Below are 23,563 nucleotides of genomic sequence, written 5' to 3' on the forward strand. Positions count from 1 at the left end.
GAGCTGCCGGAGGCTGCGGCCTGATGACCCAGCCAGCAAAAGATCACCGTCTTCGCCAGCGCCAGCGCAGGTTTTCATACCCTTGATCATAAGCACTTAACCCCCCGCAGCCGGCGCGAAAAGAGTGCCCAGATGACCACTGCTTTCGCCCAGGCTGATATTGTCGTTCAGCCCTTGGCGCAGGTAGGCCACCATCGCTGGCTGCAAGCTGATGGCCGTATCGGTTTCACGGTCGCCGCCCGGCACGTAGGCGCCCACACTGATCAGGTCCCGCGCTTGCTGGAAGCGCGACCACAGTTGCTTGAATTGCTGCGCTCGACGCATATGCTCGGCGCTGACCACCGAGGGCATGACCCGGCTGATGGAGGCTTCAATGTCGATGGCCGGGTAATGGCCTTCTTCAGCCAAACGCCGCGACAGCACGATGTGACCATCGAGTACACCCCGCGCCGAGTCGGCAATCGGGTCTTGCTGATCATCGCCTTCAGACAACACCGTGTAGAACGCGGTAATCGAGCCGCCACCGGCCTCGGCATTGCCGGCCCGCTCAACCAGTTTGGGCAGCTTGGCGAACACGGACGGCGGATAGCCCTTGGTCGCCGGCGGCTCGCCAATGGCCAGGGCAATTTCTCGCTGGGCCTGGGCGAAACGGGTCAGGGAATCCATCAGCAGCAGGACGTTTTTGCCTTTGTCGCGAAAGTACTCGGCAATCCGCGTGCAGTACATGGCCGCACGCAGACGCATCAGCGGCGCATCGTCAGCCGGGGACGCGACCACCACCGAACGCTTGAGGCCCTCGGTTCCGAGAATGTGCTCGATGAACTCCTTAACCTCACGTCCCCGCTCCCCGATCAGGCCGACCACGATGATGTCGGCCTCGGTGAAGCGAGTCATCATGCCCAGCAGCACACTCTTACCCACCCCCGTACCGGCAAACAGGCCCAGACGCTGGCCGCGACCGACCGTCAATAAACCGTTGATGCTGCGAATGCCCACATCCAGCGGCACGCTGATAGGGTCACGCTTGAGCGGGTTTATGGTCGGGCCGTCCATCGGCACCCAGTCTTCGGCCTTCATCGGACCTTTGCCATCCAGCGCCCTGCCCGCACCGTCGAGTACCCGGCCAAGCATGCTCATCCCCATCGGCAAACGACCGGTATCGGCCAACGGCACCACCCGGGCGCCCGGCGCGATGCCCGCCACGCTGCCCACCGGCATCAGGAAAATCTTGCTGCCGGAAAAGCCCATGACTTCGGCTTCAACTTCGACCGGGTGAAAGCTGTCGTCATTGATCACCAGGCAGCGACTGCCCATGGCGGCACGCAGGCCCTCGGCTTCGAGGGTCAGGCCCACCATGCGCAACAAGCGACCTTCGACCACCGGCTGCGCGGGCAATGACACCGCCGCGGCGTAACTGCTCAAGCGCTTGGCAAAGCTGGTGCGTTTAAGGCGCATCGGGCAGGTCCAGGTCGACGTCGATGTCTGCCGCAGCCGGGTGCAGCGATTGCTCGTGCAACTGATCAAACAACTGGCTCATCGACAGCTTGATCCGCGTTTCGATACTGGCGTCGATACGACTGTGTTCAGTCTCGATGCGACACCCCCCAGGTTGCAGGCTGTCGTCCTCGACAATCCGCCAGTGCTCATCATGGCGCTCGCGCAGGGCTTTGATCTGGTCAAAGTCTTGTGGGTTGATAAACAGGCGAATGTTGTCAGCCCCCATGGGCAGCAGTTTCAAGCCATCACGCAGCACCTGTTCGATATGGCTTGAATCGGTTTTCAACTCGCGCTGAATCACCAGCCGGGTCATGTGTTCGACCAGCCCAAGCATGGCTTTTTCAAGTTGCTGGTCTTGTTCCGCCAACGGCGCCAGCAAGTGGTTCATCAAGCGCTCAAGACTGGCGACTTTGGCACTCAATGCCACTTCGGCTTCTTGGCGCACCTTGAGCTGGGTGCTGTGAAAGCCTTCTTTTTCGCCCGTGGCAAAGCCTTCGTTCCAGGCTTCCTGGCGGATGCTTTCGAGTTCTTCGAGGGTCAGTGGCTGCACTTCGTCGAGCGGCACGTCTTCGCTGTCGACAGGCAGCTCTTCAACCGGTTCGGGCTCAGGCGCTTCGGGCGGCTCTTGGTAAGGGTCAAAACTGGGCAGCCCCCATACGTCGAAAGCCCCCACATCCTTGGCGCGAATTACATCTCCGGGCGACTCACCGTTGCTCACTTAGATCATCTCTTCGCCGCCCTTCCCGCCGAGAACGATTTCTCCGGCTTCGGCCATACGGCGGGCAATGGTGAGGATTTCTTTCTGGGCCGATTCGACATCGCTGACGCGCACCGGGCCTTTGGCCTCCAGGTCGTCGCGCAACAGTTCGGCTGCGCGCTTGGACATGTTCTTGAAGATTTTTTCCTGGACGTTGTCGTCGGAGCCCTTGAGCGCCAGCACCAACACATCCGAGGACACTTCGCGCAGCAACGCCTGAATACCCCGGTCGTCGACGTCTGCCAAGTTGTTGAAGACGAACATCAGGTCTTCGATCTGGCCGGACAAGTCCTCGTCGATGTCGCGGATGGAGTCCATCAGTTGCGCTTCCATCGAGCTGTCGAGGAAGTTCATGATGTCGGCCGCACGCTTGATCCCGCCCAGCGCGGTGCGGGCCGCGTTGGAATTGCCGGAGAATTGCTTCTCGAGAATCTGGTTCAGCTCCTTCAGCGCCGCCGGTTGCACGGTGTTGAGCGAGGACACCCGCAGGATGATGTCCAGGCGCGCCTTTTGATCGAAGTGACCGAGCACTTCACCTGCCTGATCGGGGTCGAGGTAAGCCACGACAATGGCTTGAATCTGTGGGTGCTCAAAGCGAATCACGTCGGCCACTGCACGCGGCTCCATCCACTTCAGGCTGTCGAGGCCGCTGGTGTTGCCACCCAGCAGAATACGGTCGATCAGGCCATTGGCCTTGTCTTCGCCCAGCGCCGAGGTGAGCATTTTGCGAATGTAGCTGTCGGAGCCGACGCCCAGACTGGTCTGGTCGCCGACGATTTCGACGAACTCGCTCATCACCTGCTCGACCTGCTCGCGATGCACATTGCGCATCTGCGCCATCGCCACGCCGACGCGTTGGACTTCTTTGGGCCCCATGTGCCGCAGCACTTGGGCAGCGTCGGTTTCGCCAAGCGACAGCAGCAAGATCGCCGCTTTGTCGACCCGGGTCAGCTTTGCGTTGGCGCCAGCTCGGTTATCACTCATCAGCGTTGATCCATTCTTTGACAACCTGGGCCACTCGGCCCGGGTCTTCGGCTACCAGACTCTTGATCGCATTCAATTGGGCGTCATAGCCCTCGCTAGGGCTTGGCAACATGATGCTTTGCGGGCCGCCCAGGCTGACACGGTCATTGGCCAACTCGCCGTCCAGCCCCCCCATGCCGCCCATCTCAGCGTCGTTGCCGATACCGGCCACACCTTTGCGACCATTACCGGTGATGTTGTTGAGCACCGGACGCAGCACACCAAACACCAGTAACAGAATAAACAGGACACCCAGCCCTTGTTTGACCACGTCCCAGAACCACGGCTGGGAGTAGAACGGGATGTCGGCAATCACCTCGCCACGTTCGGTCGAGAACGGCACGTTGATCACGCTCACGCTGTCGCCACGACTGGCATCAAAGCCGACCGCGTCCTGGACTAACCGGGTGAAGCGCGCCAGTTGATCGGTGCTCCACGGCGCACGGGTGACTTCACCGTTGGCCGGGTTGACGTTGACCTGATCGTCGATCACCACGGCCACCGACAAACGATTGACCTTGCCCTGTTGCTGCTTGGTGTGGCTGATGGAACGGTCAAGCTCAAAGTTTCGGGTCGACTGTGAGCGCTTGTCTGCCGGGTACGGCGCCAGCATCGGCTGGCCAGTGGCCGGATCCATGATTTGCTGGCCGTTGGCGTCCAGCAACGGTTGCCCTGGCTGGATCATGCCTGCGCCACCCGCCCCGGCCTGACCGGTTTGCTGCGGGGCCGTTGCCGGGCTTGGCGGCTGGTTGCTCAGGGCACCCGGCACACCTTGCGGGCCATTGCTGGCCGTGCGCTGCTCGCTGGTCGACTGTTCGCTGCGCAAGGCCGGTTGATCGGGGTTGAACTGCTCGGAGGTGGACTCGACGGCGCTGAAATCGACGTCAGCCGACACTTCGGCCTTGTAGCGATCGTTGCCCAGCACCGGTTGCAGAATGTTGTGCACACGCTGGGTGAGCATGCCTTCCATGCGGCGGCTGTAGTCGAATTGCTTGCCCGCCATGGTCAACTCGGAGTTTTGCTCCTGATCCGACAGCAAGTTGCCTTTTTGGTCGACGACGGTGACCTGAGACTTGCTCAGCTCAGGCACGCTGGTAGCCACCAGATTGATGATCGCCAGCACCTGACTCGGCTCCAGCGAACGCCCGGCATACAACTCCACCAGCACCGAAGCGCTGGGCTTGCGCTCATCGCGCACGAACACAGAGCTTTTAGGGATCGCCAGGTGCACACGTGCACCCTTGATGTTGTTGAGGCTGGAAATGGTCCGCGCCAACTCGCCTTCCAGACCACGGCGATAACGCGTGGCTTCCATGAACTGACTGGTGCCCAGGCCCTGGTCTTTATCGAGGATTTCAAAACCGATATTGCCATCGGTAGGCGTGACGCCTGCGGCGGCGAGTTTGAGTCGCGCACGCGAAACGTCATCGGCCTTGACCAGCAAGGCACCGGAATTGGGTTCAACGGTGTAGGCAATATCAGCGGCGGCCAGGGTTTCCATGACCTGCTTGGCATCCATACCGGCCAGGCTGCCATACAGCGGCCGGTAATCGGGTTGTTGCGACCACAACACCACGGCAAAACCAATCGCCACGCTCGCTGCCAGGCCGACCATAAGGCCAACCTGACGCAACATGGTCATCTCGGCCAGGTTGTCCAGAAAGGACAAGCCGAACAGCGGCCCTTTGCCGCCACCCAGGCCTGCCTTGGCCGGAACGTTCTCTGGGAGTGCATCTGCCATGACTTGATATCGTCCTTAAACCGGCATCTGCATGATGTCTTGGTAGGCTTGAACCAGCTTGTTACGGACTTGAGTCAATGCTTGAAAGGAAACACTGGCCTTTTGCGATGCAATCATCACATCAGTCAGGTCTACACCGGTTTTACCGATTTCGAACGCGTTGGACAGCTGTGACGACGCCTGCTGCGTGTCGCTGACCTTGTTGATCGCGTTGCCGAGCATGTCGGAGAAGCTCGGCGCACCCGCTTCAGGAGCGGCCTGCACAGTCGATTTCGATTGCGCCATGGCGTCCATTTGCATGGCCCGCATATCCAGCATCAATCGATTGAATTCAATACCTTGGCTCATGGACAACTGCCTCCGACGACCCGCATTTTTTTGACACTTTCAAAGCGCTTACCCAGACGAAGCAACAAGGGTGCCAGCTCTTTGTCGTTTTCGCACAATTATCGTTACAAATCGTCGCAGGCGCGGAACAGTCACCTCTCTGCCTTGCGATCTTTTTAAAGATCAAAAGCTCGCGCCTGCAGAGAAGGGAGTGAATTCGTTAGGTGGCGGCAAACAAATACGCTTCGACATCCATTCCGGCATCGCGCATTTGCGCCAGTTTGTAGCGCAAGGTGCGCGGACTGATGCCCAGGCGTTCGGCAGCTTCTTTGCGCCGCCCGCGCTCGGCACGCAAGGTGTCGATGATCATTTCAAACTCGCGACGGCGCAGATCATCACCCAGGGCTCCGGCCGACTCGGCGGGCGCCGCAACACTGGCAGGCGCTACCACCGGCAAAGGTGCACACGCTACCGGCCCGGCGAGGCAAAAGTCTGGCGCCTCGATCAACCCGCTCTGTTGCAGGATCAACGCCCGCTGAATGGCGTTATCCAACTCTCGCACATTGCCCGGCCACGGGTAGCCGATCAGGCAGGCCTGGGCCTGCGCCGAAAAACGCACGGGTGCGTGTTTCATTTTGCTGATGTGTTTAGCCAGCAGTCGCTCGGCCAGCGGCAGAATGTCGGCGGTGCGCTCGCGCAACGGACTCCAGGCCAGCGGGAACACCGAAAGCCGGTAGTACAAGTCTTCACGGAAGCGCCCCGCCGCTACTTCGCCGGCCAGGTCGCGGTTGGTGGTGGCGACCACGCGAATATCCAGGGAAATCGGCTTGCGCCCGCCCACACGCTCCACTTCACGCTCTTGCAGCACCCGCAGCAGTTTGGCTTGCAAGCCCAACGGCATTTCCGAGATCTCATCCAGCAACAGGGTGCCACCGTCCGCTTGCTCAAACTTGCCTGGCTGCGCCGCAATCGCACCTGTGAACGAGCCTTTTTCATGACCAAACAAGGTGGCTTCGAGCATGTTGTCGGGGATCGCCGCACAGTTGATCGCGACAAACGGCTGATTAACCCGCCGGGAATGCTGATGAATGTAACGCGCCAGCACTTCCTTGCCGGTGCCCGACTCCCCGGAAATCAACACCGTCGAATCACTGCGCGCCACCCGCGCCGCCAGCGTCAACAGCTGTGCGCTGGCCGGCTCTACCGCCACCGGACCTTCAGAGTCGGCTGCGCTCAGGCTGCCCAAAGCGTGACGGGCCACCAGATCGAGCAAGGCTTTGGGCTCGAAGGGCTTGACCAGATAATCCGCGGCACCTTGGCGCATGGCGTCTACTGCACGCTCCACCGCACCGTGGGCAGTCATCAGCAACACGGGCAATTGCGGGTGGCTGGCACGCAAGCGGCTGAGCAACTGGTGGCCATCCATGCCCGGCATGTTGACGTCACTGATCACCAGACTGAACGCCTCGCCAGCGACGGCCAGCAGCGCGTCTTCGCCGGAGCCGACCGCCTTGAAGTCGTGCCCGGCGAGCAGCAACGTGTCCGCCAACGCTTCGCGCAGGGCATGGTCATCTTCGACCAGTAAAACCTTGATTTGCATCGCCATCAGTTGGCCTCCCCTGCGCCGGGAATCAACGGCAGACTGAGCAAGGCGCAGGTGCCACGCCCCAGCCGCGAGCGTAATGACAAATCGCCCTGATGCGCGCGCACCACAGCCGTGACCACCGCCAGTCCGAGCCCGGTGCCGGTGGCCTTGGTGGTGAAGAACGGTTCGCCCAGCCGCTCAAGCACCTTGGGTTCGATGCCGCTGCCGCTGTCACTCACACACAGCCGCACGGTGTTATCGCGGCGATAGACATGAACTTTCAATCCCACCGCTCCCGCTTGCAGCGCGTTTTCAATCAGATTGAGCAACGCGCCGACCAGGGTGTCGCGGTTGCACAGCACCAGACCGGTGTGCAGGTCGCACTGCCAACGCATTGACACGCCCTGAACATGGGTCTGCGCCGCCGCTTGCAGCGCCTGCATCAAGGCTTTCGGGGAGACACGATCCGCCAATGGCAGCTCGCCGCGAGCAAACACCAGCATGTCGCGCACCTGGTGTTCCAGTTCATGCAGACGCTCTTTCAGGCGGCCGGCAAAACGCTGCTGGGTCTCGACAGGCAGCGCTTGCTCAGTCAAATGGCTGGCGTAGATCAACGCGGCCGACAATGGCGTACGGATCTGATGCGCCAGGGAGGTGACCATCCGCCCCAGAGACGACAGGCGCTCATGGCGGGCGAGTTGGTCTTGCAGGCGCCGGGTTTCTGTCAGGTCGTTGAGCAACACCAATTGCCCCGGTTCAGGATCCAGCGAGCGGGTCGCAATCGACAACCGACGCCCATCTTTAAGCGACACCTCATGACCATCGTCATCACGCGGGGCGAAGCAGCGGGCAATCACATGACGCCATAACTCACCCTCCAACGGCAGGCCCAACAGCTCGCACGCCGCAGGATTAGCCTCTCGCACGCGACCACTGCCATCCATCACGATGACCCCGCCGGGCAAAAGGTCGAGCAGATGTTGTAGACGATTGGCCAAGCGTTCATTTTCGGCCAGTTCAGCCACGCGCTGCTCACCGGCCAACGCCAGCTCGCTTTTAAGCTCGGTCACCCGGGCTTCAAGCACGCTGTAAGAGTCGGTTAACTGGGTCGACATGTGATTGAACAACGAGAACGCGTGCTCAAGCTGCGCCGCGTTGGCAGGCGTAGCTGCCAAAGACATGGCAGATCCGGGGAGATCAGGGACCGAGGACGGTTGGGCGACATGGGGCATGGTGCGTTCTCGCTTGGCTGACCGTCATAAAACGGTTCGTTAACCCAAGCAAAGCAATACCCGTGCCCGAAAGAATACGATTCAGCGCGGGAGCTGCCGAAGGCTGCGCTCTTTTGATCTACATCAAGGGAGCGCAGTCTTCGGCAGCTCCCACGCATCGTGCGCCAAAAACCCGCGGGAGCGGGCTACCGGGTTAACGCGTCAATTCTCTAGCTGTTCTTCGCCTTCGCGACGGCTCATGCCGTATTTGCGCATTTTTTCCACCAGGGTCGTGCGGCGAATCCGCAGGCGTTCGGCCGCGCGGGCAACGATGCCGTTGGCGTCATCCAGCGCTTGCTGAATCAAGCCTTGCTCCAACCCCCCCAGGTAATCCTTAAGGTCAAGGCCTTCGGGTGGCAGCATCGCCGTAGCGCTGAAGTCCGGCGTGGTGTTGTTGATGGCCACGCGCTCTTCCATGTCGCTGCGCATGCTGTCGACCAACTGTTCGTCTTCGTCGTCCACGTAACGGAATTTTTTCGGCAACTCCGCAACGCCAATCACCCCATACGGGTGCATGATCGCCATGCGCTCGACCAGGTTGGCCAGCTCGCGGACGTTGCCCGGCCACGCATGACGGCACAAGGACATGATGGCACCGGAGTTGAAGCGGATCGAACCGCGCTTTTCGTGCTCCATGCGCGAAATCAGCTCATTCATCAGCAGCGGAATGTCTTCCACCCGCTCACGCAACGGTGCCATTTCAATTGGGAACACGTTAAGGCGGTAGTACAAATCTTCGCGGAAAGCGCCGACTTCAATCATGTTTTCGAGGTTTTTGTGCGTCGCGGCAATGATCCGCACATCGGCGCTTTGGGTCTTGTTGCTGCCCACGCGCTCAAAGGTACGCTCCTGCAAGACGCGCAGCAGTTTGACCTGCATCGGCAGCGGCATGTCGCCAATTTCATCGAGGAACAGCGTGCCGCCATTGGCCAATTCAAAACGCCCGGCGCGGCTGGTGATCGCCCCGGTGAAGGCGCCCTTCTCATGACCGAACAACTCGCTTTCGAGCAGTTCAGCGGGAATCGCCCCGCAATTTACCGGCACAAACGGCGCGTCGCGGCGCTTGGAGTGGTAGTGCAGATTACGCGCGACCACTTCCTTGCCCGTCCCGGACTCTCCGAGGATCAACACACTGGCGTCGGTATCGGCCACTTGCTGCATCATCTGGCGCACGTGCTGAATCGCCCGGCTGGTGCCGACCAAACTGCGAAACAAATTGGGTTCACGATGACGGCCGCGCTCACGGGCCTGATCGTACATCTCACGATAAACCTGGGCACGGTGCAGGGAATCAAGCAATTTGCTGTAGCTGGGGGGCATTTCGAGGCTGGATAACACGCGGCGCCGCTGGTCTTCTGGCAGGTCAGCGGCAGAAATATCGCCAAACAACATAATCGGAAGGAACTCATCCCAGGCTGCCAGTGTCTTAAGCAACGCTGATAGCCCACCGACGGCGCTCACCGTGCCGACAAGCACACAGAGCACCTCGCGACTGGATGCCAAGGCACTGACCGACTGCTCCCACTCGACGCTGGGGCTGGTTAAATTCTCTTCGCCGAGAAAACTTAAAATCACCGCCAAGTCGCGGCGGCGAACGCTATCGTCATCGATCAGCAGAATTTTGGTTTCACGCCACATGCAATAGCAACTTCCCTAGTCAACTCAGTGCCCGGATAGTTTGGGCACGCTAGTCGCCCTAACCCTGTTGGATCTGTAAGACGACTGAAATCAGAACACGCACTAGTTAAGTCAAAAAAACATACACAGTCAAATTTATGGCGCCGCCAAAGGGATTAACCCCATACTTCTTATGCCTTAACCGAATAGATGGTAAACCTTTGAAGCATTTTTTGCTTGATTGATCTGCGCCATCTGCTCGACCACCAGCTGCCGCTCATCGGTCGCGGCCTCCAGCAGCATGCGATACACCACCAACAAGCCCTCCAGATTTTCGCGTAACACGGCCTCGTCCAGCGGTGTTTCGTCCAGCACCGTCTCGACACACTCACGGCACGCTGAATCCAGCTCGCCAATGGCGTCCCAGTTACGCGCCGCCAACGCATCAATCAGCGCGTCACGGGTTTCTTGAATTCGTTGCAATTGGCTCATGACGCACTCCTCAGGCCATTACGTTTAGTGTGGCGCGATCTCGTCCCAACCACTTTTAACAGTGATCAGCAGGCGCGCGACTTCGTCGATGATTTCAGGGTCATTTTTGATGTTGGCCTGGGTCAGACGCACGGTCATGTATTCGTACAGGCTGTCCAGCTGTTGCAGCGCCGCCTTGTCGTCGGTCTTGTCTTCATCCAGGCCTTGGCGCAGGCCGGTGATGATGTCGATCGCCTTGGTCAGCAATAGGGCCTTTTGCGGCACATCGCCACGGCTCATCGCGCCTTTGGCTTGCGCCATGCGCTCCAGGCCCCCTTCCATCAGCATCTGAATCAGACGGTGCGGGCTGGCTTCGGAAATTTGAGCGTGGGAATTGACCTTCTGATACTGACGAAGGGCGCGCATCGGGTTCATGTTCTTACCTCGTAACAAATTGTCTGGGACTTAACCCATATGTCGACTGTGGCGCTGAAAACTTTAGCCATGCAGCCGAGCCAAATGCCTAAAAAATCAACTATCGGACTTCGCATTATTCAAGGAATTAAGCGTGGTCATGATGCTGGAACTGCTGGCGTTGATTTTCGCGATCAGACCGTCCATCGCCGTGTATTTGGCGGTCAGGGATGTTTTCAGCGAGTCCATTCGACGATCCAGATCGCTCTGTTGGGTCGTGAGGTCCGTCAACTTGGTATTCAAGTCAGCCGCACGGGTGGTCAGCAGTCCGGCAGTCCCCACATAGCTGTCGGTGGCCTTGGTCATGCGCGAGATCAATCCGGCGTCACCGGCAAACACCTTGGCAATTTCGCCCGCCCCGTTAGGCAGCGCCACGGCGGCGTTCCACTTGGTGTCGTCGAGGGTCAGCAAGCCGGATTTCTGGTCGGTACTGATGCCCATTTGCGCCAGATTGCCGATGGAAGAGCCGCTGGTGTTTTGCAGCAGCTCGCTGCGTATACCGTTAACCAGTTGACGCATCGACGAGTCACCCGTCAGGGCGCCCTTGGTGGTGGTCGCCGCATCACCGGTGGCGGTCACTTTGGTTTGAGTGTTGATACTGGTCATCAGCGCGTTGTACGCACTCACAAACGACTGGACCGAGGTTTTCAGGGTCGTGGTGTTGGACGCCACGGTAATCGTCGAATCCTTGGTGTCCAGCAGCTCAAGACTCACGCCACTGATGGCCGACGTCACCTTGTTGCTCGTCGACTCCATGGCAATGCCATCGATGGTGTATTCAGCATTCACTGGTGGCGTACCGGCGTCATAGCCCGTCGCCAGTTCTGAATCACCACTGATGGTGATGTCGGAACCTTTGCCGGTGGTCTGCGAACTGATCACCAGCCGCGAGCCGTTGGCGTCCGTCAGCACGTTGGCACTAAAGCCTTTGGATTGCAGCTGCGTGTTGATCGCGTCACGGGTCTGCTGCATGGTCGCACCCGCCGGAATCTTCACATCGTAGCTGCTATCGGACTGCGAGAGGGTCAGGGTTTGATCTTTTTCGCTGGCGTTCACAACGGCCGAGCTGCCTTCAAACACCTTGCTGGTGATTTTTGGAGCCGTTGCCAATTGCGTGACTTTCAGCGCATAGGTACCGCTGGCGGCTTTGTCGCCGAGGGTGACCTTGGCAATTTTCTCGTCGGATGACGTCGCCGCCAAACCGTTGAAACTGGAGACACTGTTGAGCTTGGCAATGGCTGTCCGGTAAGTCTCGAGCGAGGCTTTCACGGTCCCCACCGCCGACAGTTGAGTCGTGGTCGTTGTTTGAAGCTTGGTGATTTGAGCTTGCTTGGGTGCTTTTTCAGCATCGACCAGGGCTTTTACGATACCAACCGTATCGAAACCCGACCCCACACCTGTAATGGTTGAACTGGCCATCTTTATTCTCCTTATCCGGTGGCTGCCGCTTTATTGGCGAACACTTTATTGACAAAGAATGCCGAAGCCACGGACAGCTTCACATTTCATGCCACCTTCAAGCGCTGGCGTTAAAAAGCAGGCTATTAGGGTCTGCCAGATTTTGCGCGAGCTTAAGAGCCACTTCTGAAGGCAACTGGCGAATCACCTCTCCGCTTTGCGTAGCGATGACTTTGACCACCATGATGCCGGTGGTGTCATCGATCGAGAAATCCAGCTGGCGCTGGGTAGACTGCGCAAACTCACGCAAATCACTGACTGCTTTTTCCACCTCGACACGTTCAGGCGGCTTGCCGGGCAGCGCGATGTCGTCAACCTCGGCCCTAGGGATTGCAACCGGCGCAGGCGCTGGGCTGGACGGCCCGACGGCGGCTGGGTAGGCGGCATTCAGTTTGATGCTCATGTCCATGTCATCACCTCACCTCTGAAAAAACAAAAGGGCGCGTAAACGCGCCCTTCCGTTATCAACCGAGCGCTGAAATTACTGAAGCAGCTTCATCACAGCGGAAGGCAGTTGGTTCGCCTGAGACAGGATCGCCGTAGAAGCCTGTTGCAGGGTTTGTTGCTTGGTCAACTGAGCCGCTTCGGAAGCGAAGTCAGTGTCCTGAACACGACCCAGTGCAGCGGTGGAGTTCTCGGAAATGCTTTGCAGGTTAGCCACGGTGCTGTCGAAACGGTTTTGCACGGCACCCAGAGCCGAACGCTGGGTATCGATCTGCTGAATCGCATCAGACAGAGCTTGAACGGTACGCTGCGAATCAGCGGCAGTCAGAACACTCAGGCTGGCAACGCTGGTTTCAACGGTGGTTGCTTTAGCAGTGCCAGCGTCAGAAGCAGCAGTCAGACCCAGTGCTTGCAGGCCCGAACCTGCGGCGCCATCCTTGATAGTGATGTCTTTGTTGGAGAACAGCTTCAGAGTGCCGTCATCATTTTTGCTGGCCGTTACGCCGGTGCTAGCGCTGTTGATCGAGGAGACGATTGCGTCTGCGCTATCGCCCTTCTTGAACTTGACTTCAACGCCGTTCAGTTCAATCGAAGTGTCTTGAGTCAGCTTTGCCTGGGAAGAGCCTGCCGACAGACCCAGTTGAGCCAAAGAGCCGCCTACAGTGTTTGCAAGCTTGATGTCCTTACCGTCGCTGGTAGTTAAAGAGATGCGCCCATCTTTAAAAGCGGCTGTGGAGCCAGTACCAGCAGCAGTCTGCAAGCTTGTCAAAACATCACCCAAAGTGTCATCTGCCGCCCAGGTAACATCTTCGCCATTAACAGTGATGCCACCGACCCCACCTATTTCTGATGTAAGCGCTAGGTCTTTAGGAGAAGTAGTGGCAGCTGTTAAGCCGAGGTTAGCCAAGCCGGCATTCGTTGTTGCAGCACCGGCAGGGTCATCAATTGAGGCTTCAAGCTTAATATCGCCCTTAGACGATAAAGTCAGCTTTCCATCCGCATCCGAAGTAGCAGTAACGCCGGTTTTAGCGCTTTGCTCGTTGATGGCTTTCGCTGCAGCAGTACCCGCAGCTTCACCGGCTACGGCAACTCCAAATGAAATTTCTACATCATTAATCTTGATCTTATCTGTAGCAGTAGTCGCAGTAGCGGCAGTACCCGTAACCTGTGCGCCCAACGCTGTACCGACAGTCGATGCAGTCAGCCCCGTCAAAGCGGTGCTGTTAGCGCTTGCTTCGCTGTAAGAACCCTTCAAAGCAGTAGCACTGATATCGCTCATGCCGAACGAAATGGTCTGGTTGGCATCAGCGCCGACCTGGAAAGACTGGTTAGTGAACGAGCCGTCCAGGATGTTACGACCACCGTAGGTAGTGGTTTGAGCAATACGGGTCAGTTCACCGGTTTTTGCTGTGAATTCTTGTTGCAGAGACGCACGGTCAGCGTCGCTTTTGTCACCGTTCGCGGACTGCAGGGCCAGTTCACGCAGACGTTGCAGAATGTTGGTCGACTCTTGCATCGCGCCTTCAGCAGTCTGGGCGATCGAGTTGCCGTTGTTGGCGTTGGCAATCGCTACGGTCATGCCTTTGGTCTGCGAGGTCAGACGGTTGGCCATCTGCAGGCCAGCGGCGTCGTCTTTGGCGCTGTTGATTTTCAGGCCGGAGGACAAACGGGTCATCGAGGTGCTCAGCGCATCGCCGGCTTTGTTCAGGTTTTTCTGAACGGTCAGGGACGTTACGTTGGTATTTACAGATAAAGCCATGACGAAATCCTCATTGGATGATTACTGCGGCTTCCGGCCCTGGCAACCGCCGGGTGTGGCCAAGAGAACCTTCGTAATAGTTATCGTCGTGAATGCAGGTTGCTTGAGGGCTTTTTTGAATTTTTTTACTGGCCGGGGGCCATGCCTTGTGTTTCAAGGGGTTGCGAGAGGTGTATGACGGGGTGGCAACGCGCAAATCCTGCAAAAAGGGTCGTGCACGACGCAAAACGCCCATGGCTTTTCTGGCCATGGGCGTTTTGTGTTTCTAGCAACCGCTTAAGGTCGGTAAATAATTGCCGAGCCCCACGACAGGCCCACGCCGAAGCCACTCAGGGCGACGCGCGTCCAGGTGGCGTCCATCACGTGTTTTTCCAGCAGCAAGGGAATGCTCGATGACACGGTGTTGCCGGTCTCGACCATATCTTTGATGAACTTCTCGGGGTCGCTTTCTTCAAAACGACGCGCCACGGCGTCAACAATCGCCGCACTGCCCTGGTGAATGCAGAAAGCGTCGATGTCGGCTGCCTTGAGGCCAGACTCGTCGAGCAGTTCGTGCAGGTGGGCTGGCACTTTGAGCAAGGCGAAGTTGAACACCTGACGACCGTTCATAAAGAACACGCCGTCGCTGACTTTCAAGTGCGGCGCGCCCGAGCCGTCGGTGCCGAACTTAGCTTTGCCCAGCTGCCAAGGCGCGTCTTCGCCCATCCAGGTAGCAGTCGCCGCGTCGCCGAAGAGCATGGTGGTGTTGCGGTCTTCAGGGTCGACGATTTTCGAATACGGGTCGGCGGTGATCAACAGGCCGTTTTTCAGGCCAGTGGCTTCCATAAAGCCTTTCATCGCGTAGATGCCGTAGACGTAGCCCGAGCAGCCGAGGGAAATATCGAACGCGGCCACGTGGGTCGGCAGGCCCAGTTTGTCTTGCACGATGGCGGCGGTGTGCGGCAGGCCTTCAGCGTCGCCGTTTTGGGTGACGACGATCAGCGCGTCGATGGATTCGCGCTTGAGCTGCGGGTTGTTGGCGAACAGTGCGTTCACGGCCTCGACACACAGGTCCGAGGTTTCCTGGTCAGCATCTTTACGCGGCAAAAACGCCGAGCCAATCTTGCCAAGAATGAAGTCTTCGTCCTTGGAGAACTTCGCGCCTTGGGCGTAGTTGTCTACGCCGTTTGCAGGCACGTAACTGGCGATGCTTTTAATGCCAATCATTGTGGCTTCCCAATACTGAATAGCTGGAGATCACCCGCTCGCACAATCGAGGGGCGTGACAATATGAGGGCTTTGTCGCGCGCAGCAGCGGCGAAAATGGGCGCCTGAAACCTTGTAAATAACCACACAAAAAAACTAAAAATGGACCGGCACCCGCCCGTACGTTTCACACGATACAGTGAAGATGCGCGTTGTGACTCACAGGTCACTCTATTTTGTGGGGTTTTTTACAAAAGATTTCAGACTACAGGAAGAGATTCCTGTAGCCGCTGGCGAGGTGCGAGGCTGCGCTGGGTTGCGAAGCGGCCCCTTTATGACGGTCCTGCGGCCCGCATCGCAGCCTCGTGCCTCGACAGCGACTACGGTTTTTGGGGTTAGAGCTGGTTGAACAGGCTCAACTGGGAGATTTTGACGAACGCCAGTTGCGAGGCTTCAAGCATGGATTTCTGGAACGCCAGTTGCGTCGCGGCACTCGCCATGTCGGTGTTGCCAATCGCGGCGGTGGTGGAGTCGTTGGCCAAACCCAGGCTGATGTTTTCGTCCGACTGAACGTCCACCGCGCTCAGGCGCGCACCGATGGAACCGCGCGCCGCGTCAATGCTGGTGCTGGCGTTTTTCAGGTTGCCAATCGCGGTGTTGATCGCATCTTTCTGAATCTGCTGGGCCGCCGGGTCTTTTTCACTCGGCAGCACCAAGGCTTTGCGCAACTGGCTGATGGTGTCCAGCGCGCTCTGGCTTTGGTGGTTGTTTTTGCTGACCACGAACTGATCGCCCGCCGCTGGCGCCCCCGTGAAGTCCATCTTGACGCCCATGGCGTTGAGCGAACCATCAGTCAGCGTGCCTTTGGCAATCGCTTTGCTGCTGTCGCTCACCGGTTGAGCGTACACCTCGTACTCGGTGCCGCTGGTGAATTTGATCACCGCGCCATTGCCCGGAAAGCTGTCGCTGTAGGTGTCTGCATTGGTCACGGTCGAACCGGTGAGTTGCGCCGTCGAGGTATTGCTCGGGGTACGCGAAGCGTTGAAGGTATCGGGCTTGGCTTGCAGGGTAAAAAAATGCCCCGCGACCGCTGCATCCTGGTCCGCCGCCGCAACGTCTTTAAGGTTCAGGTTGATGTCGAACGACACCCCACGCAGGCTGACGCTGTGCCCGCCGTCTTTGGTCGAATCAAACACGCCATTGCCGGGCACTTCGGAGGTCACCTCTTTGCCGTTAGCATCCGTCAATTTGTACTGGGTGCTGCTGGTGAGCTCCAGCGTGTAGGGCTGCCCGGACGCAAAGCTTTTGTTGAACACCGCGCTCGACGTGATCAGCCCCGACGACACCGACACCACGCCATTGTCCGGCACCACGGCGCCATCAGCGTCCAGCACCGGCTGCAAGGTGGCTTGGGTACGTCCGGTATTGACCGAATTTTCCATAAAGCTTTTGGCCGTGTCGCTGCTGGCCATGCTCAGGGTGTCCGAGACTTTAAGGTTGAGCTGGGTGTCGTCGCCCTGATAGGAATACGTGCCGTCGTTGTTGCGGGTGTAAGGCGGAGTATCGGTCTTGGAGCCGGAGAACATGTAGTTGCCCGAGGCATCCTTGCTGTTGAGCAGGCTGAACACCTGGTCTTCGATGCTTCCCAGCTCGTTGGCAACGGCGGTTCGGTCGGCATCAACGATCAGGCCGCCTGCGCGCAAGGCCAGTTCTCCGGCCTTTTGCAGCGCGGTGTTGATGCTGTCGAGCACGCTTTCCTGATTGCTCAGCGACGACTTGATGCTGTTCATGTTGGTGGTGTACTGCCCCAGCATGTCTTTTTGCTGCTGCAATTGCAGCAAGCGGGCCGCACCGACCGGATCATCTGCCGCGGTCTGGATTCGCACGCCGGAGTCGATCTGCTGCTGGGTCTTGATCACCGACGAGAAGTTGTTCTGGTAGGTGGTGCTGGTCGACTCAAAAAACTGGGCAGTAGAAATACGCATCGTCGAGTGCTCCCTTAAAGACTGTTGATCAGCGTGCTGAAGGTTTCTTGCGCCGCTTTGATGATTTGCGACGATGCGGTGTAGTACTGCTGGAACTTGACCAGGTTGGATGCTTCTTCGTCGAGGTTAACCTGCGACACCGAGCTGCGGCTTTGGGTGGCATAGGCCAGCGCAGCGGTGTTGGCAGTACCGTCGACGGCCGCCTGGCTGGCCTTGCCACCCACTTTGGCGACTAACTGGCTGTACGAGGTGCCCAGGCTCACCCCGCCGCCGCCCGTTACGCCCACGGTCTGCTTGGTTTGCAGGGCCAGTAACTGGTTGGCGTTGCTGTTGTCGGCCTTGGCGTCCTTGTTGAACTTGATGTCGAAGCTGTCGCCATTGGCCGGCGAGCCGCTGAGGGTGGTGTCAAAGTCGACGGTCCTGGGGGTGCCGTCCGGGTTGGTGACGGCCACGCCGGAGGCGTCGAATACCGGCACCTTGATCGTGACTTTATTGTCCTGCCCGGGCACAAGGGTGCCTTCGCCGATTTTCTCGCCCTTCTCGTTCAGGATGCGGTACCCCTGAGTGCCGCCGCTGGCCTCGCCAAAGGTAATACGCACGGGCATGGCGCCTTCAATGTCGCTTTGCGTCTTGCCCAGCTCAGCACCGCCATAAATGTTCAGCGCTTGCGACAGGTTAAGACCGCTTACAGCCCCGGTGCCGGCGTTGGAGCCGCCTTTGGTGGCCGCCAACGGCCCGGCGAACGCCAATTTACTGGCATCGGTCATTTGCACGCTGATGCCGCTGGCGCCATTGGCGGTAGGGCTGACCTTGAAGCTGTCGCCCTTGCTCAGCGCGCCGCCATTGAGGCTCAGGGTGAAACCGTCGATCACCGCTGGCGGATCTTGATCGAGCTTGAAAGCCCCCATAGGGGTGCCGTCCGAGCGCTTGACCGTGTACTCGTTGTCGCTGCTGAACGTGACCTGATAGTCGTAGGTGGTCAGCGCGCCGCTGTTGCTGATGTTTACATCCAGGTTGCCCGAGCCGGCGCTATTGCCGGTCGCAGCCAGGCTGCGCTGACTGATGGCCTTGTCACTGTTGATGCTGCTAAACATCGACGCACCAAACTCGCCATTGGCATCCAAACCTTGGCCCAGCTGTTGGTTGACCGCATCGGCCAGCACAATCGCAGTGCGCCCCAGTTCATTGATGGCCGGGGCCAGTACGTCGGAGCGATAACGCAGCAAGCCGCCGACTTTGCCGCCACTGATCACCGAGGTGACGTCGGAGCTGGACTGCGCATAATTGATCTGGATGCTGAACTGGCTTTTGTCGGTTTTGCTCGGCACCGCCGACAAGGTGTTGGCCGTATTGCCCTGCACCAGCGCCTGACCGGTGCCCAGGGTAATGTCGTACACGTTGTCGTGCTCTTGAACCGAGACCCCGACCAGTTCGTTGAGGGTGCGCACGGCTTCGTTGCGCGCGTCCATCAGGTCGTTCGGCGTATTGCCCGCGGTGGTGGCCTGGGCGATTTGCTTGTTCAGCGAGGCAATGCTGGCCGTGTGCTGGTTGACCATCGAGGTCAAGGTGTCCAGTTGGCTGTTGATGCCTTCGTTCTGTTGGTTGAGCTGGGCCGAGATCGCGTTGAAACGGTTGCTCAGGGTTTGCGCGCTGGTTAACAGCAACTGCCGTGAGGAGCTGTCGCCGGGTGCGGCCGCCGAAGTTTGCAGCGAGGCGAAAAAGCTGTTCAGCGCCGCCGAGACGCCCGTGCTTTTGTCCGAGAGCAATTTGTCCACCGAACCGACTTGATCAAGGTAGGCCTGGGCATCGCCGTTGAGCGAGGTGGTGGTTTGCAACTGGGCGTCGAGGTAGGCGTTGTACACCCGGCGCACGTCCGCCAGGGTGGTGCCGGTGCCGATAAACACCCCGCCCACTTGCTGCGAGGCGGCGCTGCTCTGCACGATCTGCTGACGCGAGTAGCCCGAGGTGTTGGCGTTGGCAATGTTGTTACCGACCGTCGCCAAAGCCCCTTGGCTGGCGTTCAGCCCCGACATCCCGATGTTGATCAAACTCGCCATGGTTCAAACCCTATAAATGCGTGAGAGAACCCGTCGAGACGTAGCTCTGGTAGGTTTTCATTTGCTTGGCAATCTGCGAAATCTTGCTCGCGTACTCAGGGTCGGTCGCGTAACCGGCCTTCTGCAATTCGCGGACAAACTGTTCTGGTCTATCGGCCGCGTTGAGCACTTCTTTATAACGGCTGTTGCTCTGCAACAGCGTGACCAGGTCGTGGAAGCTGTCTTGGTAAGAGTCGTAGGAACGGAAGTCTGCCGTCTCCTTGACCATTTGCCCGCCCTTGAACTCACTGGTGATGGCCCGCGCCTGCGCGCCCTGCCAATTGCCGGTGGCCTTGATGCCGAACAGGTTGTGGCTGCTGCTGCCGTTTTGCTGGCGCATGACCGATTTGCCCCAGCCGGTTTCCAGTGCGGCTTGCGCCACCAGGTACAACGGGTCGACACCGATGCGGTCAGCTGCCTGCTGCGCCATTGGCAACAGGGTAGCGACAAATGCATCCGGCGATTCGAACGCTTGCTTGGCGGGCGCCAACGGCGGCTGCGCCACGGCACGGCCATAAATCTGCATGCGCCCCTGCACACCCGACGCGCTGAGCATCGGCTGGCGGCTGCCTTTGATGACAGCATCCATCGAGGCACGGGTACGACCGGGTACAACGCCGGTATTGAGGGTGGAACGCGCAGGGTCTGCCGAGGGCACGATGCCGGCCAGCAGGCGATCGGTCAGTTTGCTCGGCAACGCCAGGCGCCGCTGATTGAGCAGCGCTCTGTCATTTTCATGCCCGCCTTCAACGGCAGGCGTCGCCACGCGCGATGCCCACAAGGCACGCTGGCCATTGGAGCGCACAAACGAGCGGGTGGTCGGGGTGACAGGCGTTTCGGTGGCCGCCTTGGCTTGAGACGTGAGCCCCGTGACGGCGGGCGTCTCACCCGGCACCGCCGATTTATTCTTCGACATCTGACGCATCAACACGTCCGCCAGACCGATGCCGCCGCCCTGGCGCGACAAGGTCACCGACAGTTGCTGATCGTACATTTCCTGATACTGTTTGGCGGCCGGGGTGTTGAGCGGGTTGTCCTTGCCCAGCGTTTCGGTGGCCGAACGCATGGACTTGAGCATTTCGTTGAGGAACAGCGACTCGAATTCCTGCGCAACTTTGCGCATGTTGCCGTCGCTTTCGCGGTCGCCCACCTTCAGGTTGTTCAGACGATTGAGGTCGCTGAACGCTCCCGAATCGCTGCCACTGACCACGCCGCTCTTACGCATGTCCATGACATCTGCCTCAGATCACGATCAAGTCGGCTTGCAAGGCGCCGGCCTGTTTCAACGCTTCGAGAATTGCCATTAAATCCCCCGGCGCCGCGCCCACCTGATTCACCGCCCGTACGATTTCGTCCAGGGTGGTGCCCGGACCAAACTTGAACATCGGCTTGGCCTCTTGCTGGGCATTGATCCGCGAGCGCGGCACCACCGCGGTCTGGCCGTTGGACAGCGGGCCCGGCTGGCTGACAATCGGGTCTTCGGTGATGGTCACCGTCAGGCTGCCGTGGGTGACGGCGGCGGGTGACACCTTGACGTTTTGCCCGATCACAATGGTGCCGGTGCGCGAGTTGATGATGACCTTGGCCACCGCCTGGCCCGGATCGACTTCGAGATTCTCCAGAATCGACAGGTAATCAACACGCTGGCCAGGGTCCAGCGGCGCAGTGACACGGATCGAGCCGCCGTCAATCGCCTGCGCAACGCCGGGGCCGAGCAGGTCGTTGATTTTGTCGACCACACGCTTGGCGGTGGTGAAGTCTGAGCGATTGAGGTTAAGGGTCAGGCTGTTGCCCTGATTGAAACCACTGGGCACGGCACGCTCCACCGAAGCCCCGCCCGGAATACGCCCGGCAGACGGCACGTTGACCGTAATTTTGGAACCGTCACGGCCTTCGGCATCAAAGCCGCCGACGACTAAATTGCCTTGGGCGACCGCGTACACGTTGCCGTCGATACCTTTGAGCGGGGTCAGCAGCAATGTGCCGCCGCGCAAGCTTTTAGAGTTACCGATCGAAGACACGGTGATGTCGATCACCTGCCCCGGCTTGGCGAACGCAGGCAAATCGGCACTGATCGACACCGCTGCGACGTTTTTCAACTGCACGTTACCCGAACCCGGCGGCACTTTAATGCCGAACTGCGAGAGCATGTTGTTGAAGGTCTGCAGGGTGAACGGGGTTTGCGTGGTCTGGTCGCCCGTGCCGTTCAGCCCGACCACCAAGCCGTAACCAATCAGTTGGTTGGTACGCACGCCCGAAATGCTGGCGATGTCCTTCAACCGCTCGGCGTGAGCGCCCAGCGATGTCGACAACAGCAATACGGCTGCCAGCAGTTGTTTGAGGTTGGGCATGTCAAGTCCGTTTAAAAAGGAAACAGTGGGCTAAGGAAGAAGCGATCAAACCAGCCTGGCTGGCTGGCATCGGCAAACGAGCCGGTCCCCGAGTACGTGATGCGCGCATCGGCCACGCGGGTCGAGGACACGGTGTTGTCGGTGCTGATGTCATCGGCCCGAACCAGACCCGCAATGCGCACCAGTTCGTCACCGGTGTTAAGGGTCATCCACTTCTCGCCGCGCACAGCGATGATGCCGTTGGGCAGCACATCGGCCACGGTCACGGTGATCGAGCCGGTGAGGCTGTTGCCCTGCCCGGCCTTGCTGTCGCCCTTGGTGGCGCGGCTGCCGCTGTAGCCAGCGTTCAGGCTCAGGTCACCGCTACCCAAAGGGTTGTTGGTGGTCAAACCGCCACCAAACAGCGACGTCAGGCCGATGCTGGTGTTGCTGTTTTTGCCGATGGCCGAGTTGGCGTTTTTACTCGCCTGAGTCTTTTCATTGAGGCTGATGGTGATGATGTCGCCGATGCGAAAAGCCTTGCGGTCGCTGTACAGGTTCTGTTCAAAGCCCGCCTGGTAAATCGAGCCGTTGTTGGCCGCTGCCGGCAGCGGTGTACGCGGCAGCACAGGGGCGTAGTACGGATCGTTCGGCCGTGGTGGCGGGCTGACACAACCCGCCAGGAACGTAATGCCGCCCAGTGCCAGAACAGAAAACAAGCGCTTCATGACCTTTCCCACTCCTTCACGTCTTTACAGATTTTGTGTCACGAACGACAGCATTTGGTCGGCCGTTGAGATCACTTTGGAGTTCATCTCGTAAGCGCGCTGAGTGGTGATCATGTTGACCATTTCTTCCACGGTGCTGACGTTCGAGGTTTCGAGCGTGCTTTGCATGGTGGTACCGAAGCCGTTGAGGCCCGGTGTACCGATTTGCGGCGCGCCGCTGGACGCGGTTTCAAGGAACAGGTTGCCGCCCTGGGACTGCAAACCGGCCGGGTTGATGAAGTCTGCGGTTTGCAGGTTGCCAATCACTTGTGCGGCCGCGTTGCCGGGGATAGTCACCGACACCGTGCCGTCCTGCCCGACCGTGAAGGTCTGGGCATCAGCCGGCACCACAATCGCCGGTTCCAGAGCGAAGCCGCTGGCGGTCACGATCTGGCCGTTGGCGTCCAGGTGGAAAGTGCCGTCTCGGGTGTAGGCCGTGGTGCCGTCCGGCTGCATGATCTGGAAAAAACCACGGCCATTGATGGCCATGTCCAGCGGCTGCTCGGTGGTTTGCAGGTTGCCGGCAGTGAAGTTCTTTTGCGTGCCGACGATGCGCACCCCAGTGCCCACTTGCAGGCCCGATGGCAGCTCACTGTCTTGGGTCGATTGCGCGCCAGGCTGGCGTTTGATCTGGTAGAGCAAGTCCTGGAACTCGGCACGATCACGCTTGAAGCCAGTGGTCGAAACGTTGGCCAAGTTGTTGGAAATGGTCGTCAGGTTGGTGTCTTGTGCCGCCAAACCTGTTTTTGCAACCCACAGTGCCGCAAGCATGCGTG

At 59.2% G+C, this 23,563-nt stretch carries 20 protein-coding genes; all 20 read right to left on the bottom strand.

Annotated features, from left to right (window positions below; all coding sequences use genetic code 11):
- Positions 1–96: 96 nt before the first annotated feature.
- Complete coding sequence (gene fliI / locus ACIQYF_RS06775; RefSeq protein WP_402858459.1) at positions 97–1,455, bottom strand: flagellar protein export ATPase FliI; 1,359 nt, start codon at positions 1,453–1,455, stop codon at positions 97–99.
- The gene (fliH, locus tag ACIQYF_RS06780) at positions 1,445–2,215 is read right to left on the bottom strand and encodes a flagellar assembly protein FliH (protein WP_402858462.1); all 771 of its coding nucleotides are present in this window, start codon (positions 2,213–2,215) and stop codon (positions 1,445–1,447) included. The genes fliI and fliH overlap by 11 nt, the downstream gene beginning before the upstream one ends.
- The gene (fliG, locus tag ACIQYF_RS06785) at positions 2,216–3,238 is read right to left on the bottom strand and encodes a flagellar motor switch protein FliG (protein WP_402858465.1); all 1,023 of its coding nucleotides are present in this window, start codon (positions 3,236–3,238) and stop codon (positions 2,216–2,218) included.
- Positions 3,231–5,018 carry a flagellar basal-body MS-ring/collar protein FliF gene (gene fliF / locus ACIQYF_RS06790; protein ID WP_402858468.1) on the bottom strand — a complete coding sequence of 596 codons (1,788 nt, stop codon included), beginning with the start codon at positions 5,016–5,018 and terminating at the stop codon, positions 3,231–3,233. Before fliF ends, fliG begins: the two co-directional genes overlap by 8 nt.
- 15 nt (positions 5,019–5,033) lie before the next feature.
- Positions 5,034–5,366, bottom strand: coding sequence for a flagellar hook-basal body complex protein FliE (fliE, locus tag ACIQYF_RS06795; protein WP_322240338.1), 333 nt, complete (start codon positions 5,364–5,366; stop codon positions 5,034–5,036).
- A gap of 199 nt (positions 5,367–5,565) precedes the next feature.
- Positions 5,566–6,945 (bottom strand): sigma-54-dependent transcriptional regulator, encoded by a 1,380-nt coding sequence (locus ACIQYF_RS06800; protein ID WP_402858767.1) that lies wholly within the window; start codon positions 6,943–6,945, stop codon positions 5,566–5,568.
- Between the two features lie 5 nt (positions 6,946–6,950).
- Complete coding sequence (locus ACIQYF_RS06805; RefSeq protein ID WP_402858472.1) at positions 6,951–8,111, bottom strand: sensor histidine kinase; 1,161 nt, start codon at positions 8,109–8,111, stop codon at positions 6,951–6,953.
- A gap of 252 nt (positions 8,112–8,363) precedes the next feature.
- Positions 8,364–9,839 carry a sigma-54 dependent transcriptional regulator gene (locus ACIQYF_RS06810; protein WP_402858475.1) on the bottom strand — a complete coding sequence of 492 codons (1,476 nt, stop codon included), beginning with the start codon at positions 9,837–9,839 and terminating at the stop codon, positions 8,364–8,366.
- A gap of 177 nt (positions 9,840–10,016) precedes the next feature.
- On the bottom strand, positions 10,017–10,310 hold the full coding sequence (locus ACIQYF_RS06815) for a hypothetical protein (protein ID WP_019409941.1): 294 nt from the start codon (positions 10,308–10,310) through the stop codon (positions 10,017–10,019).
- Between the two features lie 24 nt (positions 10,311–10,334).
- Positions 10,335–10,724, bottom strand: coding sequence for a flagellar export chaperone FliS (gene fliS, locus ACIQYF_RS06820; protein WP_402858479.1), 390 nt, complete (start codon positions 10,722–10,724; stop codon positions 10,335–10,337).
- A gap of 96 nt (positions 10,725–10,820) precedes the next feature.
- A complete protein-coding gene (gene fliD / locus ACIQYF_RS06825; RefSeq protein WP_402858482.1) occupies positions 10,821–12,182 on the bottom strand; it encodes a flagellar filament capping protein FliD in 1,362 nt (453 codons plus the stop codon).
- Positions 12,183–12,279: 97 nt separating this feature from the next.
- Positions 12,280–12,630, bottom strand: a complete 351-nt coding sequence (locus tag ACIQYF_RS06830) for a flagellar protein FlaG (RefSeq protein WP_402858485.1) — start codon at positions 12,628–12,630, stop codon at positions 12,280–12,282.
- A gap of 72 nt (positions 12,631–12,702) precedes the next feature.
- Positions 12,703–14,424: a flagellin gene (locus tag ACIQYF_RS06835; protein ID WP_402858488.1), complete on the bottom strand. Its 1,722-nt coding sequence runs from the start codon at positions 14,422–14,424 to the stop codon at positions 12,703–12,705.
- 276 nt (positions 14,425–14,700) lie between these two features.
- Positions 14,701–15,630, bottom strand: a complete 930-nt coding sequence (locus tag ACIQYF_RS06840; RefSeq protein ID WP_402858491.1) for a ketoacyl-ACP synthase III — start codon at positions 15,628–15,630, stop codon at positions 14,701–14,703.
- Positions 15,631–16,004: 374 nt separating this feature from the next.
- Positions 16,005–17,594: a flagellar hook-associated protein 3 gene (locus ACIQYF_RS06845; protein ID WP_402858494.1), complete on the bottom strand. Its 1,590-nt coding sequence runs from the start codon at positions 17,592–17,594 to the stop codon at positions 16,005–16,007.
- A 14-nt stretch (positions 17,595–17,608) separates the two neighbouring features.
- Positions 17,609–19,651, bottom strand: a complete 2,043-nt coding sequence (gene flgK / locus ACIQYF_RS06850) for a flagellar hook-associated protein FlgK (RefSeq protein ID WP_402858497.1) — start codon at positions 19,649–19,651, stop codon at positions 17,609–17,611.
- A 10-nt stretch (positions 19,652–19,661) separates the two neighbouring features.
- Entirely contained in the window at positions 19,662–20,921 is a 1,260-nt protein-coding gene (gene flgJ, locus ACIQYF_RS06855; protein ID WP_402858500.1) for a flagellar assembly peptidoglycan hydrolase FlgJ, read from the bottom strand.
- A gap of 10 nt (positions 20,922–20,931) precedes the next feature.
- On the bottom strand, positions 20,932–22,041 hold the full coding sequence (locus tag ACIQYF_RS06860) for a flagellar basal body P-ring protein FlgI (RefSeq protein WP_402858503.1): 1,110 nt from the start codon (positions 22,039–22,041) through the stop codon (positions 20,932–20,934).
- An 11-nt stretch (positions 22,042–22,052) separates the two neighbouring features.
- Positions 22,053–22,748 carry a flagellar basal body L-ring protein FlgH gene (gene flgH, locus ACIQYF_RS06865; protein WP_322240313.1) on the bottom strand — a complete coding sequence of 232 codons (696 nt, stop codon included), beginning with the start codon at positions 22,746–22,748 and terminating at the stop codon, positions 22,053–22,055.
- A 24-nt stretch (positions 22,749–22,772) separates the two neighbouring features.
- The gene (flgG, locus tag ACIQYF_RS06870) at positions 22,773–23,558 is read right to left on the bottom strand and encodes a flagellar basal-body rod protein FlgG (RefSeq protein ID WP_402858507.1); all 786 of its coding nucleotides are present in this window, start codon (positions 23,556–23,558) and stop codon (positions 22,773–22,775) included.
- Positions 23,559–23,563: the final 5 nt, after the last annotated feature.

The sequence above is a fragment of the Pseudomonas sp. NPDC096917 genome (genome assembly GCF_044762555.1).
In the GTDB taxonomy this organism is placed as follows: Bacteria; Pseudomonadota; Gammaproteobacteria; order Pseudomonadales; family Pseudomonadaceae; genus Aquipseudomonas.

What these genes read in the sequence shown, in the direction of transcription:
- fliI (WP_402858459.1), bottom strand. Translation starts at nt 1,455, where the DNA reads ATGCGCCTTAAACGCACCAGCTTTGCCAAGCGCTTGAGCAGTTACGCC.
- fliG (WP_402858465.1), bottom strand. Translation starts at nt 3,238, where the DNA reads ATGAGTGATAACCGAGCTGGCGCCAACGCAAAGCTGACCCGGGTCGAC.
- fliF (WP_402858468.1), bottom strand. Translation starts at nt 5,018, where the DNA reads ATGGCAGATGCACTCCCAGAGAACGTTCCGGCCAAGGCAGGCCTGGGT.
- fliE (WP_322240338.1), bottom strand. Translation starts at nt 5,366, where the DNA reads ATGAGCCAAGGTATTGAATTCAATCGATTGATGCTGGATATGCGGGCC.
- ACIQYF_RS06800 (WP_402858767.1), bottom strand. Translation starts at nt 6,945, where the DNA reads ATGCAAATCAAGGTTTTACTGGTCGAAGATGACCATGCCCTGCGCGAA.
- ACIQYF_RS06805 (WP_402858472.1), bottom strand. Translation starts at nt 8,111, where the DNA reads ATGTCTTTGGCAGCTACGCCTGCCAACGCGGCGCAGCTTGAGCACGCG.
- ACIQYF_RS06810 (WP_402858475.1), bottom strand. Translation starts at nt 9,839, where the DNA reads ATGTGGCGTGAAACCAAAATTCTGCTGATCGATGACGATAGCGTTCGC.
- ACIQYF_RS06815 (WP_019409941.1), bottom strand. Translation starts at nt 10,310, where the DNA reads ATGAGCCAATTGCAACGAATTCAAGAAACCCGTGACGCGCTGATTGAT.
- fliS (WP_402858479.1), bottom strand. Translation starts at nt 10,724, where the DNA reads ATGAACCCGATGCGCGCCCTTCGTCAGTATCAGAAGGTCAATTCCCAC.
- fliD (WP_402858482.1), bottom strand. Translation starts at nt 12,182, where the DNA reads ATGGCCAGTTCAACCATTACAGGTGTGGGGTCGGGTTTCGATACGGTT.
- ACIQYF_RS06830 (WP_402858485.1), bottom strand. Translation starts at nt 12,630, where the DNA reads ATGGACATGAGCATCAAACTGAATGCCGCCTACCCAGCCGCCGTCGGG.
- ACIQYF_RS06835 (WP_402858488.1), bottom strand. Translation starts at nt 14,424, where the DNA reads ATGGCTTTATCTGTAAATACCAACGTAACGTCCCTGACCGTTCAGAAA.
- ACIQYF_RS06840 (WP_402858491.1), bottom strand. Translation starts at nt 15,630, where the DNA reads ATGATTGGCATTAAAAGCATCGCCAGTTACGTGCCTGCAAACGGCGTA.
- ACIQYF_RS06845 (WP_402858494.1), bottom strand. Translation starts at nt 17,594, where the DNA reads ATGCGTATTTCTACTGCCCAGTTTTTTGAGTCGACCAGCACCACCTAC.
- flgK (WP_402858497.1), bottom strand. Translation starts at nt 19,651, where the DNA reads ATGGCGAGTTTGATCAACATCGGGATGTCGGGGCTGAACGCCAGCCAA.
- flgJ (WP_402858500.1), bottom strand. Translation starts at nt 20,921, where the DNA reads ATGGACATGCGTAAGAGCGGCGTGGTCAGTGGCAGCGATTCGGGAGCG.
- ACIQYF_RS06860 (WP_402858503.1), bottom strand. Translation starts at nt 22,041, where the DNA reads ATGCCCAACCTCAAACAACTGCTGGCAGCCGTATTGCTGTTGTCGACA.
- flgH (WP_322240313.1), bottom strand. Translation starts at nt 22,748, where the DNA reads ATGAAGCGCTTGTTTTCTGTTCTGGCACTGGGCGGCATTACGTTCCTG.
- flgG (WP_402858507.1), bottom strand. Translation starts at nt 23,558, where the DNA reads ATGCTTGCGGCACTGTGGGTTGCAAAAACAGGTTTGGCGGCACAAGAC.